Genomic DNA, 14,092 nt, shown 5'->3' with positions numbered 1-14,092 from the left:
TTAGTGACTAAAGAACTTTTTCATTTTTTGGAACATACCATGCTCCTCTTCGACACCTGACTCTCCGCTAATCTCTTCAAATTCACGAAGCAATTCTTTTTGACGGTCAGTCATGTTCTTCGGCGTCATCACGATGACACTGACATACTGGTCGCCATTTGCACCTCCGCGCACACTCGGCATCCCTTTTCCGCGTAAACGGAATTTTGAACCGGTTTGTGTACCCGCAGGCACTTTCAAGCTCACATTTCCGTGAACTGTCGGTACTTCGATTTCCGCACCGAGAGCAGCCTGGGCGAATGTGATCGGCATATCCATTGCGATATGTTGGTCGACACGTTCAAAGATCTCATGTGCTCTGACGCGAACGACGACGTACAAGTCCCCTGCTGGTCCACCGTTCACGCCTGGACCACCCTTGCCAGAGAGACGAATCTGTTGACCGTTATCGATACCGGCTGGGATTTTGACCTCGACCGTTTGTTTCTTCTTCACGTGACCTGAGCCATGGCAAGTCGGGCATTTTTCTTTAATCGTCTTACCACTTCCGTGACACTTGCTACATGGACGTTGGTTGACCATACGACCGAGAATCGTGTTCTGTTCGACCGTCTCGACGCCGCTGCCGCCACATTGGTTACACGTTTCTGGCTTCGTTCCAGGTTTCGCACCACTACCCATACATGTGTCACATTCGACTTCGATTTCGAGTTCGATGGTCTCTGTCTTTCCGGTCACACTCTCCATGAAGTCGAGGTCGACGACATATTGATAATCTTCCCCGCGACGCGGTGCGTTCGGGTCCTGACGGCGCCCACCGCCTCCAAAGAACATGTCAAAGATATCACCAAATCCGCCTTGGAAGTCGCCTCCTCCTCCGAATTGGTTCGCTCCTTCAAAACCGAATCGGTCATATTGGGCCCGTTTCTGTTCGTCTGAAAGCACTTCGTACGCTTCACCAATCTCTTTGAACTTGTCGGCAGCATCTGCCTCTTGGTTGATGTCTGGGTGATATTGACGGGCCAATTTCCGATATGCCCGCTTGATGTCTTGTGCCGAGGCCGACTTATCGAGCCCGAGCACTTCATAATAATCTCGTTTCGCCACTATTCTCGCTCCTATCTTCTCGATCTTCGTATCGATTTTACCGATTCTACCTTAACATGGAAAGAGCCAAAGCAGAAACCTGCTTTGGCGCTCTCCTTTACAACAGCTGTTTATTTACGGTCGTCAAGATCCTCAAACTCTGCGTCCACGACATCATCGTCCTGTTTCGCATCTGCTTGTGGTTCTGCGCCTTCAGCACCTTGCTGTTCAGCCATTTTAGCATATACTTTTTGCGTCAACTCTTGAACGACAGCTGACAATTCGTCTTTGGCTGTACGGATTGCCTCAAGGTCTGAACCTTCCAGAGCAGTTTTCGCTTTTTCTTTCGCAGCTTCTGCTTTTTCTTTGTCCGCTTCTTCTACTTGCTCACCAAGGTCCTTGATTGCCTTGTCTGTCGCGAAGACGAGTTGGTCTGTTTCGTTGCGAAGTTCCGCTTCTTCTTTACGTTTGTTATCTGCTTCTGCGTTCGCTTCGGCTTCTTTCACCATGCGCTCGATTTCCGCCTCATCGATACCTGAAGAAGATTGGATTGTGATCGATTGTTCTTTGTTCGTACCGAGGTCTTTCGCCGATACGTGAACGATTCCGTTTGCATCGATATCGAATTTAACTTCGATTTGTGGCACACCACGTGGTGCTGGTGGAATGTCCGTCAATTGGAAGCGACCAAGCGTCTTGTTGTCTGGCGCCATCGGACGTTCCCCTTGAAGGACGTGGATGTCAACAGCAGGCTGGTTATCGGCAGCAGTCGAGAACACTTGTGATTTCGATGTCGGGATTGTCGTGTTGCGATCGATGAGTTTCGTCATCACGCCACCCATTGTCTCGATACCGAGAGAGAGCGGAGTCACGTCGAGAAGAACAACGTCTTTCACGTCCCCAGCAAGAACTCCACCTTGAATGGCTGCACCGAGTGCAACAACTTCATCCGGGTTTACCCCTTTGAATGGCTCTTTCTTCGTGAAGTCGTGGATTGCTTTTTGAACGGCAGGGATACGAGTCGAACCACCGACAAGAATGATCTTATCGAGGTCAGACGGCGTGAGTCCTGCATCTTTCAAAGCACGACGCGTCGGTTCCATTGTGCGCTCGACAAGGTCAGCCGTCAATTCTTCAAACTTCGCACGTGTGAGTGTCATCTCCAAGTGGAGTGGACCTGCTTCACCTGCTGTGATGAACGGAAGGCTGATGTGTGCGCTTGTAACGCCTGAAAGGTCTTTCTTCGCTTTTTCAGCAGCATCTTTCAAACGTTGAAGTGCCATCTTGTCTTTTCCGAGGTCGATGCCGTTCTCTTTTTTGAATTCCGCAACGAGATAGTCGATAATTTTTTGGTCAAAGTCATCTCCACCGAGACGGTTGTCACCAGCTGTAGCGACAACTTCGAATACACCATCACCAAGTTCAAGAATCGACACGTCGAACGTACCGCCACCGAGGTCATAGATTAAGATCGTGTGGTCTTCACCTTTATCTAATCCGTAAGCGAGTGCAGCAGCTGTCGGCTCGTTGATGATTCGTTTAACATCAAGTCCAGCGATCTTACCAGCATCTTTTGTCGCTTGACGCTCCGCATCGTTGAAGTATGCAGGAACTGTGATGACAGCTTCCGTGACTGTTTCACCGAGGTAGTCTTCCGCATCCTTTTTCAACTTCTGCAAAATGATTGCCGAGATTTCTTGTGGTGTGAATTTCTTGCCGTCTACATCAACTGTATGCGCTGTTCCCATGTGACGTTTGATTGATTGGATCGTGTTCGGGTTCGTGATGGCCTGACGTTTCGCGACCTCACCGACTTGACGCTCTTCTCCTTTGAATGCGACAACCGAAGGAGTCGTACGGTTACCTTCTGCGTTTGAGATGACGACTGCTTCGCCACCTTCCATTACTGCCACACATGAGTTTGTAGTCCCTAAGTCAATACCGATAATTTTACCCATCGTTTATTCCTCCGTCTCGTTAAGTAGTGTTATTCTGCAACTTTTACCATGCTTGGGCGAATGACTCGACCATGCATCGTGTAACCTTTTTGAAGCTCCATCGTCACAATGCCTGACTCGAACTCGTCGCTCGGTTCTTGCATGACTGCTTGATGGAAGTTCGGGTCGAACGGTTGTCCAACTGCTTCAATTGCTTCGACTTGCTCAGCATTTAATACGTCCAGCAGTTGACGATGAATCATGTCCACTCCCGATTGAATCTGCTTCGCATCTTCTGAAGTTGCATTTACTTGAAGTGCACGCTCAAAGTTATCAATGAGCGGAATCAATTTTTCAATGACAGACTGTGAAGCAAACTTGACACGTTTTGCGTTTTCTTCGTTCGTCCGACGACGGAAGTTGTCAAAGTCGGCACGAATGCGGAGCTCGCTCGCTTTCAACGCTTCGATTTCTTTTTGTAAGTCCGTCCCCTCAGAACTTTCTTCCACAATCTCAGCATTTAAAACCTCATCTTCATTTGATTCAACTGACTCGTTCTCTTCTGTCTGTGCCGAATCTACAGATTTTTCTTCAAGCACTTCTTCTTGCTCATGCCCATTTTGATGATCTGCTGCCATAGTAAAACTCCTTTCCGTCATTCATCTAATTTCGTCCGTCGCAACGCTTCGATAATTTGTCCCATCATTTGGACACCATGACGATAATCCATCCGGGTCGGACCAATCATGGCAATCGTTCCGAATGTTTTTCCATCTAGTGTATAATCCGAAGTGATGACACTACAATTTTGAAGGGCGACAATTCCGTTCTCGCTCCCAATGCTCACATAAATCTCTCGATTTGGCAACGATTCGAGCCAATGTGTCAATCGTTCCTGTTCGTCAATCCATTCTAGAAATGGACGTAGCGTGTCGAGCGTCTGAAATTCGGGTTGGTTGAAGATTTTCTTCTTGCCTCCTAGATAAAGCGAGGATGGCGTTTGAATCCCAACCGTCGATTGGATCAGTTGCATCATATTCTCGTACTGCTGTCGCTGCGCGAGCTGCAATTTAGCAACTTCTTCTCCGATTCGAACTTTTAGCTGTCCAATCGATGTTCCGACAAGTCGATCGTTTAACAATCGAATCGTTTCCTCGATGACGTCAGGAGCGACACGTGATTCAAACATGACGGTTCGATGTTCGACATGACCTTGATCTGTGACAATGAGAACGACACCCCGTCGCTCATCTAATGGCATAAAGTCCACACGTGCCAATGTTTCCATTTGACTGTTTGGACCGAGGGCGACCGTTGTATAATTGGTCAAATCAGAAAGGAGATCAGCAGCTTGGCGAATCAGGATTTCAGACTCTTTAGAAGATTGTTTTAAACGCTCTTCTAGACGACCTGTTTCCCGCTCGTCAATGATTTGTTTCTCGACGAGATGGTCCACATAATATCGATATCCGATTTCGGATGGGATTCGACCAGCGGAAGTATGCGGTTTCTCAATCAACCCCATGTCTTCTAAATCGGCCATATCGTTCCGAATCGTCGCCGAGCTAAACGTTAAGTCATCTCGCTTTGACAACGTACGTGAACCGACCGGTTGGGCTGTCTGAATGTAATCGTCAATAATGGCTCGAAGAATGAGCAATTGTCGATCGGTCAGCACAACATCACTCCTCTCTGAAAAAATTACCCCACTTTATTAGCACTCATATTTAACGAGTGCTAATCACACTTCAAATATTATCATGTTCTCACAATATGTCAATTCATACACTCGGATTTTTTCACCTTTTTTACGAACGGCAAACCTGAAAAAGAAGAATCGTTTCGTTATGATAGAACGTGAGGTGATGAAATGTTTACAACAAAACAATTTGACGTATTTAAGCAGGACGGACTCGACGAACGGATGTCTGGCATCCGCTCGGATATTCAACCGCTCTTCCACCGGATATATGACGAGGTCGGGCCAAAGCTCGAGGCCGATGTCGGAATCCCCCTTTACCTTCACGTTGCGAAACACGCACGACGTACGGTGAACCCACCGAAAGATACATGGATGGCGATTTGCCACGACAAACGAGGGTACAAAAAACATCCACACTTACAAGTTGGGCTGTTTGACGATCGTGTCTTCATTTGGCTTGCGTTCATTTATGAGATGCCAAACAAGGACGCCATCGCGAAACATTTACAACAAATCGATTTGAAATCGACATTCCCCGATTTCCATATCGCGGGTGACCATATGAAAAAAGAGGCGTTCCTAGTCGAAGATACGTCAAATGAAGACATTCAATCGCTACTTGAGCGATTCGGTACTGTTAAAAAGGCTGATTTCTTGATTGGCCGACAACTTCCCGCCAATGCATCGATTCTTCAAAACGAAGATGCATTTCTTGCATTAGTAGAAGATACATTTGGTCGACTCACACCGCTCTATCGCGACCTCGTTTTGTAACATAAAAAATGGACAAATCCCTCGTGAAGGATTTGTCCATTTTTTATGACTCGGTATGTTGGAGTTTTGCTTCTCCAATAAAGGCGGCAAAGGCCTCATTGGCGAGTGGCAAACCGGACGCCGTTAAACGGATATGTGTGTCCGTCCGTTCAATCAACGATTTTTTCACCAACTCTTCGATGACGTGACCGAACACCTCATCGAGCGATGCCCCATATTTCTGTTCAAATGTTTGAAGTGAGACCCCGGCACGCATACGTAGTCCGAGGAACAACTCTTCTTCCATTTTTTCCACTTCTTCAAGCTCCGTCACCCGTTTCACAGGGATGCCTTCTGCTTTAATATAGTGAGGAATCGGAGCGATATTGGCACGACGTGTCCCGTTCAAATAACTGTGCGCACCGGCTCCAAATCCATAGTACTCTTCATTGCGCCAGTACACTTGATTGTGACGGCTCTCTCTTCCAGGCAAGCCATAGTTGGAGATTTCATATTGTTTGAGACCATGACGTTCAAGCGTTTCCATCACTTTCAAGTACATTTCGACTTCGACATCTTCCCCCGGTAAACGGAGCTTCCCTTTTCGATCTTGAATCGCAAAGACGGTATGCGGCTCGAGGATCAACGAATAAGAGGAAACATGTTGAATCGGTAATTGAAGTGCCAACTCTAAATCACGATCAATTTGTTCAAGCGTTTGTTCCGGAAGACCGAACATAAGGTCAATCGAGATGTTATCGAAGCGTTTTGCCGCTTCGTTCACCGTCTCGAACACATCATCCGCTCGATGCGTTCGTCCGATGCGCTCGAGTCCACCATCATCAAACGTCTGGACACCGAAACTAAGTCGGTTGACGCCACCCGCTTTCATCGTGTCGAGTTTTTCGGCACTTACAAAGTTCGGGTTCGCTTCGACAGAATACTCCAAGTCGTCTGAGGCTAGTGGCAGAAGGTGTTGACGGACCATCTCCATCAGGCGCGCCATCTGTTCCTCATTGAGCGCGGTCGGTGTCCCACCACCGATAAAGATGGTATCAATCCGATCAGTCGGAAACGCCTCGAGCGTCAACTCTATCTCTCGTTCTATTGCATCTAAATATTCATCAACAGGTTGATTTTTTAGAAACACCTTGTTGAAATCACAGTAATAACAAATATGTTCACAAAATGGAATGTGAAGATATACGGCTTTAGCCAATTTCGGCCACCCCTTTCTTCTCTTTCCATTTATAACGCTTTTCGTCCCTTCTTTCCAGCCTGCGCCATCAGTCGAACCGATGAATGAAGAGACCACTCTTTAATTTCGGTTCGAACCAGGTCGATTTCGGAGGCATCTGTCCACCCTCATCCGCCACGTGCATCAGCTGTGTCATCAGCGTCTCATGACACGTGAACAGCATTCGGTCCAGCTCTAGAGTCAGCTTTTCTAATTCCACGACTGTCTTGTTTCCACCGACAAAATCGATTCTCCCATCTGTCCGAATATCCTCCACGTTGAAATATGGCGTCAGAATATCTCGTTGTAGGATAGCAACGTCAAGACTAGGGTCCTCTTGCCGCTTCGTCAACTTATAATATTTCCCTCGATAGGCGACTCCGAAGACGCCATGTTCTTTCGGCAGGACAAGACCATCCTCCTCATCGATCGCATACGAGAAAGAAAGTCCTTCTAACATATTTTCCACTTCTTCTGGAGCAATCGCTGTCATCACTCGATGATACGGCAAAATCGTCAACTCGTCACTCGGGAAAAGGACACCTAAGAAGTGTGTACGTTCATTCTTTTGAGAACGATCTCCACTCATCCCGGAAACGACCGCCGCTGCTTTCGCGCGATGATGTCCATCCGCAATATAGATTGACGGAATAGTTGCGCCAATCATCATGACACGAGCGAGTTCACGGTTTGGAATCATGAATCCTTCATGCACGACGCCTCGTTCATCCGTGAACGAGAATAACGGGTCTCCGTCTGTCGCTTTATGTAAGATTTGCTTCAAGTTTGCATGTGGAGGATGACTGAGTAAAATGGGACCGGTGTGCGCTCGCGTCGCTCGGACATGTTCAACGCGTTCCCGTTCTTTCACTTCCCTCGTATGTTCGTGAATCTTGATTCGACCGGCTTCATAGTCCGCGACTGAAAATGTGGCGACTAACCCGGTTTGCTGACGCCCTTTCCGCGTCAAACGATAGACGTAAAATCCGTTCGGACGTTCCGTCAACTCCTTTTCATAAAGACGTTCTAGCTCATGACGCGCCAGTTCCCCCCACTTCTCAAGGGAAAGGTTTTCTTGAAGCGCTTCTGGCTTATCTACTTTTAAAAATGAGTTCGGTTTCTTAGCGATGGTTGCTCTTGCCTCTTCTACCGAAACGATATCGTACGGGTCTGCAGCAACATCTTCAGGGTGTATTGGCATATATGGGCTAAACGGTTTAAATACGACCATCATATCCTCCTTAAAATTCTCGGACGCGAATCACGCCCTTGATTTCGTAAAGCGCATGAATGGACAACGGTTCATGCTCAAAGTTGTCTAAATCAATTAACGTATAGGCCATTTCACCACGACTGCGATTAACCATGTTGTCAATGTTCAATCCGTGAGAGGCGAGCTCCCCTGTGATTTGTCCGACCATGTTCGGTACGTTCTGGTGTAAAATTCCGAGTCTACGTTTTCCTGTATACGGAAGTTCTACATTCGGGAAATTGGCAGACGATCGAATATTGCCGGTCTCTAAATATAATTTGAGTGTTTCGACGGCTTGGACGGCACAGTTGACCTCCGATTCCTTTGTCGACGCACCGAGATGAGGCAATGCCATCACTTGAGGGTGTCCGATGAGCGAGTGCCGAGGGAAATCCGTGATATATAACCCGACATGATGATGGAACGCTTCTACTAGATCGTCATCATTTACGAGCTCTCCGCGTGCGAAATTCAATACGGTCATACTTGGCTTCATCCGCTCGAACCAGCTCCGGTCAATGCTGAAGCGGGTCTCTTTCGTTAGCGGCATATGAATCGACAAGATGTCAACAACCCCTAGAACCTCACTTAAGTGTTTGGCACGCGTGACGTGTTTCGAAATGTTCCAAGCGGCATCGACTGATAGATGTGGGTCATACCCGATGACATCGACCCCGAGTTGGAGTAGATCGTTAGCGAGTGACGCTCCGATCGCCCCAAGACCGATGATGCCCACTTTTTTACCGCGTAATTCGGACCCGAGAAATTGTCGCTTCTGTTGTTCCATCGCTTCTTCTAACAGAGCTTGTGACGCGACCGTCTGTTCGTTCACCCAGTTAAAGCCGTTCACGATCGGTCTGACCGAGAGAATCATACTGGCAAGGACGAGTTCTTTTACCGCATTCGCATTCGCACCAGGAGTATGAAACGCCACGATCCCTTGTTTTGCGAGCTGATCAAGCGGGAGATTATTGACGCCGGCTCCAGCTCTGGCGATGGCAAGTAAATGTGACGGAATCTCTTCATTGTGCACGTTATGACTTCGAAGTACCCAAGCATCGGCTTGATCTGAAACATTGATCATATACTCGTTCGGTTCAAATCGTTTCAAACCGGCAGAAGCGATTTGGTTAAATGTTTTGATGTGATACATTCGTTTCCTCCTCAAATGCTCTCATGACGTCAACAAGTCGTTTTGCTCCTTCTAGCGGCATCGCGTTGTATAGACTCGCACGTAATCCACCGACAGAACGATGTCCGCCGAGCTCGAGTAATCCATGTTCTCGGGCAAACTGTTGAAAGTTCCTGTCTCGATCACGGTCACCCGTCGTGAACGGGATGTTCGTCAAGGAACGGCGTTCTCCCGACACGAGAGGAGAAAATACGTGCGATTGTTCAAGGAACGAATAGACCCTCTCGCTTTTTTCACGATTTAGTCGCTCCATTGCCTCGACACCACCTTGATCTTCGACCCATTTGAGAACACGTTCGGCCACATACATACTGAACGTCGATGGTGTGTTAAATAACGTATCGACATGAGACGCGTAATGAAGGTAACTCGGCAACTCCATCGACTGAATCAAGTCGCGACGGATGATGACGACCGTCAGTCCTGCTGGTCCAATATTTTTCTGGGCACCCGCATAAATCATCCCGAAACGCTCGACGTCAATCTGCTCGGCAAGGATATTCGAAGAGGCATCCGCGATGACCGGGACGTCCACGTCAGGTATGTTTGTAAACCGGGTTCCTTCAATCGTATTATTCAGTGTGACGTGAAGGTAGTCGACATTCTGAGCAAGGCTCGGTTCAAATGACATCCCCCCCGTCTCATCAATGATTGGGTGAATGACGTTGACCTCTCCAAAGTGCCTGGCATCTTCTAGCGCTTTTTTAGACCAAATCCCTGTATCGATATAGGCGAATCGATTTCGATTCCGTAAATTCATCGGGAGCATGGAAAATTGCAGCGTCGCCCCACCTTGAAGCCAGAGAAGGGAATAACTCTTAGGAATATACATAAGTCTCCTCAATCTTGCTTCAAGAGCGTCGACTACATGTTGGAACGACTCCGAGCGATGACTCGTTTCGATAATGGAGACCCCTTCATATTCAAATGACAGAAGATGGTGTTGAATCTCTTGCATCACTTCTTTTGGTAGCATGCCGGGACCCGCAGAATATGTATACGTCGACACGGTGTTTCCTCCTCTTTGATCTGTCTAAGGGTGTACTCTTCCTTAAACGAAGTGCCATTTCCTGCCTAAACAAAAAAATCACCCCGATTCGAAAATCAGGGTGATTCAATCCAATTATTCTTCGTCCATCGATAGTACAGACATGAACGCTTCTTGCGGGACTTCGACAGACCCGACCATCTTCATGCGTTTCTTACCTTCTTTTTGTTTCTCGAGGAGTTTACGCTTACGTGAGATATCTCCCCCATAACATTTAGCCAAAACGTTTTTACGAAGGGCTTTGATTGTCGAACGGGCAACAATTTTCGTTCCAACGGCAGCCTGTACCGGGACTTCGAACTGCATCCGTGGGATGAGTGCCTTCAATTTCTCAACGATGACTTTTCCGCGCTCATATGCGAAGTCACGGTGAACGATGAAGCTAAGCGCATCGACCACTTCGTTGTTGAGCAAGATATCCATCTTCACGAGACGTGATTGACGATAGCCGATCAACTCATAGTCGAGAGACGCATATCCTTTCGTACTCGATTTCAACTGATCGAAGAAATCGTAAACGATTTCACTAAGTGGGATCTCATACGTGATTTTGACACGTGTCGTATCGATATATTGCATATCGATGAACGTTCCACGTTTCTTCTGGCAAAGTTCCATGATGGCACCTACGTAATCGTTTGGTGTCATGACAGCCGCCTTGACGTATGGTTCTTCAATCGATTCCACTTTTTGTTGTTCCGGCATTTTCGATGGGTTATCGACGTGGACGACCTCTCCTGAAGTTGTCGTCACGTGGTAAATTACCGATGGTGCCGTTGTGATCAAGTCGATGTTAAACTCACGTTCAATCCGTTCTTGAATGATCTCCATGTGAAGCATTCCGAGGAACCCACAACGGAAACCGAATCCGAGCGCTTGTGACGTTTCTGGTTCAAACTCGAGCGCGGCATCAGAAAGTTGAAGCTTTTCAAGTGCCTCACGGAGGTCGTTGTAGTTGGCTGCATCAATCGGATACAATCCACAATACACCATCGGATTCATTTTACGGTAACCCGGAAGTTGTTCTGTTGCCGGGTTTTTCGCAAGCGTGATCGTGTCCCCGACACGAACATCTCCAACTGTTTTAATTGACGCTGAAAGCGTACCTACATCCCCGACATTCAATTCTTTGACGGAGACAGGTTTCGGTGTTGATACCCCGAGGTCTGTCACTTCGAACGTTTTGCCTGTCGCCATCATTTGAACTTTATCTCCCACTTTGACCGAACCATTGACGATTCGAATCGATGCGACGACACCACGATAGGCATCGTAGTACGAGTCAAAAATGAGGGCTTGTAACGGCTCTGACGGGTCACCTGTTGGAGGTGGCACGAGTTCGACGATTTGCTCGAGGATTTCCTCGATTCCAATCCCTGCCTTCGCAGAAGTCGGGACTGCATCACTCGCGTCTAGTCCGATGACATCTTCAATTTCTTGACGCACACGCTCGACGTCCGCTGACGGCAAGTCGATTTTATTGATGACCGGAATGATTTCGAGGTCGTTATCGAGTGCTAAATAAACGTTTGCGAGCGTTTGCGCTTCAATCCCTTGAGCCGCATCGACGACGAGAATCGCACCCTCACATGCTGCAAGTGAACGCGACACTTCATACGTGAAGTCGACGTGTCCTGGCGTGTCAATCAAGTGAAGAATATACTCTTCTCCGTCTTTTGCCGTATAGTTTAATTTAACAGCGTTTAATTTAATCGTAATACCACGTTCACGCTCAAGATCCATCGCGTCAAGCGTTTGCTCTTTCATCTCACGAGCCGTGAGTGCACCTGTTTTCTCAAGAATCCGGTCAGCAAGCGTCGACTTTCCATGATCGATATGGGCGATGATGGAAAAGTTACGAATCTTCTTCTGACGATTCTCTAATTCTTGTTTGTTCATATATGGGTTCACCTATCCTTCTCATGCATACCGTGTCATTATATCAAAATCCTAAAGTAATGTGTACGACCTACTACAACAATACCACATATAGTTTTCAGAATAATCATCAAGTGGTTGCTTTTCATATAACCGTTTGCTACAATTGTGCTTGTTCTGTTGAATGATTACTTGAAGTAATAAGAACATACACTTTCTTGTTTCAGGAGGTGACAAACAATGGCAAACATCAAATCAGCAATCAAACGTGCAAAAACTTCTGAAAAGCGTCGTGTTGCGAACTCACAAGAGAAAGCGGCAATGCGTACAGCAGTAAAACGTGTTGATGCTCTCGTACTTGAAGGAAACAAAGAAGCTGCTCAAGAAGCTTTCGTCCTCGCTACGAAGAAGCTCGACAAGGCTGCATCAAAAGGCCTTATCCACAAAAACAAAGCAGGTCGTGATAAATCACGCCTCGCAGCTCGTATCGCTGCTCTCTAATTAGAGACCAAACGAAACAGCCGCCTCCTATTTGGAGCCGGCTGTTTTTTTGTAGACCATGACGTAATGAGGGCCAATGCCCGGAATATCGAACGGTTCACCGATTCGTGTAAGACCATTCCGTTCATAGAAACGAACGGCCACCTCTCTTGCATTACACCACCATGAATCATCAAGTTCTTCATGCAGTGCCTGTAAAAACCGAGAGCCAATCCCTTGTCCAGCTTGCTCCGGGTTTGTCGCCATCCCTCGCAATTGAAGCGGAACCTTCACCCCATCGATTCGTTTCGAAGACTGCATGACTGTAGCGATCGACAGCACTTGACCGCCTTCAACCCAGGCGAAATGACGAGTCGTCGACGCCTCATCCCCATCAAAATAACACGTCTCCACGCTCTTACCTGGTCTGAGAACGATATGTCGAAGTGGGATGACATCTTCGAGTGTGACTTGTTTAAATCCCATTTTCTCACCTCACAATAGGGCTAGTTGGCAAACGAGCGTATCGAAGACAATTTGCTTGTCGCCGCGACCTGTTTTCATTGCTTCATCCGCATCCGCAATCAACGTCAGCGCTTGAGCGAGCTGTGCTTCTGAAAAGTTACGACTCGCTTGCGTCGCCAGTTTTACAGTATAAGGATGCGCTCCAATCTTAGAGGCAATTTGCTTCTCTCCATACCCTGCTTCAGTCAACTGCTTTGATAAGTACATATTTCGGTATTGCCTCGCCAACAAACTGAGAAGTCCGATTAGTTCTTGTCCTTGTTTCTCTAAGTCTCGGACTAATCGAAGTGCTGCATCCGCACGGCGTTTGACGAGAAGCTCAGACAGCTGAAAGACGTTATCCTCTAGTGTGCGCGGCACTAAATCATTTACAATGTCAATCGGGATCATAGCACCTGTTCCGGCATATAACTGAAGCTTTTCTAATTCTCGGACTAATTTCCCCCAGTCATCTTGACAGAGGAACAGCAGTCGCTCTATGGTTGCCCGCTCCATTTTCTGTTGTTCTTGACTGAGCGTATCATTCACATACCGCATCAATTCTGCCTGACTCGGTTTTTTTGCTTCAAGTACGATGGCCCGTTCTTTCAGACGTTTCACGATTTTTTTTCGTTCATCGAGTTTTTCTGACTCGACGATGAAGACGAGAACGGAGTAAGTTGCCGGTTGAACAACATATTCGGCAAGACGGTCGACGTTATGCTTTTGCTTTTCTTTCGCTCCCGTCAAAAATTGGGCATTCTTGACGATCACCGTCCGATATTCACTAAAGAACGGAACGGTTTCCGCTTCATCGAGGGCAGTATCTAATGACGTTTCTTGAAGATCGAGTTGCATGACGTCAAATTGATCACCGGACGGATTAGCCGACTTCACAATCCCACGTTCCCACGTTTCAAGTAAATACTTTTCGGTGCCATGGAGAACATAGACGCTCGCTAGTTTACCATTATGTAACCACGGTTCATTCAAAACACACACCACTTTCACAATTTATTCTCA

Annotated in this window: 13 protein-coding genes; 2 read left to right on the top strand and 11 right to left on the bottom strand. The window is 47.2% G+C overall.

What is annotated here, in order from left to right; genetic code table 11:
* The 4 genes from dnaJ to hrcA form a co-directional block, all read right to left on the bottom strand.
* Positions 1 to 1,107, bottom strand: a complete 1,107-nt coding sequence (gene dnaJ, locus KNO94_RS06175; protein WP_214741258.1) for a molecular chaperone DnaJ — start codon at positions 1,105 to 1,107, stop codon at positions 1 to 3.
* Between the two features lie 110 nt (positions 1,108 to 1,217).
* On the bottom strand, positions 1,218 to 3,044 hold the full coding sequence (dnaK, locus tag KNO94_RS06170) for a molecular chaperone DnaK (RefSeq protein ID WP_214778234.1): 1,827 nt from the start codon (positions 3,042 to 3,044) through the stop codon (positions 1,218 to 1,220).
* Positions 3,045 to 3,073: 29 nt separating this feature from the next.
* Positions 3,074 to 3,661: a nucleotide exchange factor GrpE gene (gene grpE / locus KNO94_RS06165; protein WP_214778232.1), complete on the bottom strand. Its 588-nt coding sequence runs from the start codon at positions 3,659 to 3,661 to the stop codon at positions 3,074 to 3,076.
* Positions 3,662 to 3,678: 17 nt separating this feature from the next.
* Positions 3,679 to 4,701, bottom strand: coding sequence for a heat-inducible transcriptional repressor HrcA (gene hrcA, locus KNO94_RS06160; protein ID WP_214778230.1), 1,023 nt, complete (start codon positions 4,699 to 4,701; stop codon positions 3,679 to 3,681).
* A gap of 192 nt (positions 4,702 to 4,893) precedes the next feature.
* On the opposite strand from hrcA, the gene KNO94_RS06155 reads away from it, so the two are divergent.
* Positions 4,894 to 5,499, top strand: a complete 606-nt coding sequence (locus KNO94_RS06155; protein WP_214778228.1) for a DUF1054 domain-containing protein — start codon at positions 4,894 to 4,896, stop codon at positions 5,497 to 5,499.
* Between the two features lie 43 nt (positions 5,500 to 5,542).
* On the opposite strand, the gene hemW is transcribed toward KNO94_RS06155, so the two are convergent.
* The 5 genes from hemW to lepA form a co-directional block, all read right to left on the bottom strand.
* Positions 5,543 to 6,697 carry a radical SAM family heme chaperone HemW gene (hemW, locus tag KNO94_RS06150; protein WP_214778226.1) on the bottom strand — a complete coding sequence of 385 codons (1,155 nt, stop codon included), beginning with the start codon at positions 6,695 to 6,697 and terminating at the stop codon, positions 5,543 to 5,545.
* 67 nt (positions 6,698 to 6,764) lie between these two features.
* Positions 6,765 to 7,946: a DUF1015 domain-containing protein gene (locus KNO94_RS06145; RefSeq protein ID WP_214778224.1), complete on the bottom strand. Its 1,182-nt coding sequence runs from the start codon at positions 7,944 to 7,946 to the stop codon at positions 6,765 to 6,767.
* A gap of 10 nt (positions 7,947 to 7,956) precedes the next feature.
* On the bottom strand, positions 7,957 to 9,120 hold the full coding sequence (locus tag KNO94_RS06140) for a phosphoglycerate dehydrogenase (protein WP_214778223.1): 1,164 nt from the start codon (positions 9,118 to 9,120) through the stop codon (positions 7,957 to 7,959).
* Positions 9,098 to 10,168, bottom strand: a complete 1,071-nt coding sequence (gene serC, locus KNO94_RS06135) for a 3-phosphoserine/phosphohydroxythreonine transaminase (protein WP_214778221.1) — start codon at positions 10,166 to 10,168, stop codon at positions 9,098 to 9,100. The genes KNO94_RS06140 and serC overlap by 23 nt, the downstream gene beginning before the upstream one ends.
* Positions 10,169 to 10,282: 114 nt before the next feature.
* Positions 10,283 to 12,106 carry a translation elongation factor 4 gene (gene lepA, locus KNO94_RS06130; RefSeq protein WP_214741282.1) on the bottom strand — a complete coding sequence of 608 codons (1,824 nt, stop codon included), beginning with the start codon at positions 12,104 to 12,106 and terminating at the stop codon, positions 10,283 to 10,285.
* 219 nt (positions 12,107 to 12,325) lie between these two features.
* Here lepA and rpsT point away from each other — a divergent pair, with 219 nt between their 5' ends.
* Positions 12,326 to 12,586, top strand: coding sequence for a 30S ribosomal protein S20 (gene rpsT, locus KNO94_RS06125; protein WP_012726675.1), 261 nt, complete (start codon positions 12,326 to 12,328; stop codon positions 12,584 to 12,586).
* A 27-nt stretch (positions 12,587 to 12,613) separates the two neighbouring features.
* On the opposite strand, the gene KNO94_RS06120 is transcribed toward rpsT, so the two are convergent.
* Positions 12,614 to 13,051 carry a GNAT family N-acetyltransferase gene (locus tag KNO94_RS06120; protein WP_214778218.1) on the bottom strand — a complete coding sequence of 146 codons (438 nt, stop codon included), beginning with the start codon at positions 13,049 to 13,051 and terminating at the stop codon, positions 12,614 to 12,616.
* Positions 13,052 to 13,060: 9 nt separating this feature from the next.
* The gene (gene holA, locus KNO94_RS06115; RefSeq protein WP_353047831.1) at positions 13,061 to 14,071 is read right to left on the bottom strand and encodes a DNA polymerase III subunit delta; all 1,011 of its coding nucleotides are present in this window, start codon (positions 14,069 to 14,071) and stop codon (positions 13,061 to 13,063) included.
* Positions 14,072 to 14,092 lie beyond the last annotated feature (21 nt).

Source organism: Exiguobacterium sp. s22 (genome assembly GCF_018617455.1).
Taxonomy (GTDB): Bacteria; Bacillota; Bacilli; order Exiguobacteriales; family Exiguobacteriaceae; genus Exiguobacterium.
This window is presented reverse-complemented; position numbering and strand designations above follow the sequence as displayed.

What these genes read in the sequence shown, in the direction of transcription:
- KNO94_RS06145 (WP_214778224.1), bottom strand. Translation starts at nt 7,946, where the DNA reads ATGGTCGTATTTAAACCGTTTAGCCCATATATGCCAATACACCCTGAA.
- rpsT (WP_012726675.1), top strand. Translation starts at nt 12,326, where the DNA reads ATGGCAAACATCAAATCAGCAATCAAACGTGCAAAAACTTCTGAAAAG.
- lepA (WP_214741282.1), bottom strand. Translation starts at nt 12,106, where the DNA reads ATGAACAAACAAGAATTAGAGAATCGTCAGAAGAAGATTCGTAACTTT.
- KNO94_RS06120 (WP_214778218.1), bottom strand. Translation starts at nt 13,051, where the DNA reads ATGGGATTTAAACAAGTCACACTCGAAGATGTCATCCCACTTCGACAT.
- KNO94_RS06155 (WP_214778228.1), top strand. Translation starts at nt 4,894, where the DNA reads ATGTTTACAACAAAACAATTTGACGTATTTAAGCAGGACGGACTCGAC.
- dnaK (WP_214778234.1), bottom strand. Translation starts at nt 3,044, where the DNA reads ATGGGTAAAATTATCGGTATTGACTTAGGGACTACAAACTCATGTGTG.
- KNO94_RS06140 (WP_214778223.1), bottom strand. Translation starts at nt 9,120, where the DNA reads ATGTATCACATCAAAACATTTAACCAAATCGCTTCTGCCGGTTTGAAA.
- grpE (WP_214778232.1), bottom strand. Translation starts at nt 3,661, where the DNA reads ATGGCAGCAGATCATCAAAATGGGCATGAGCAAGAAGAAGTGCTTGAA.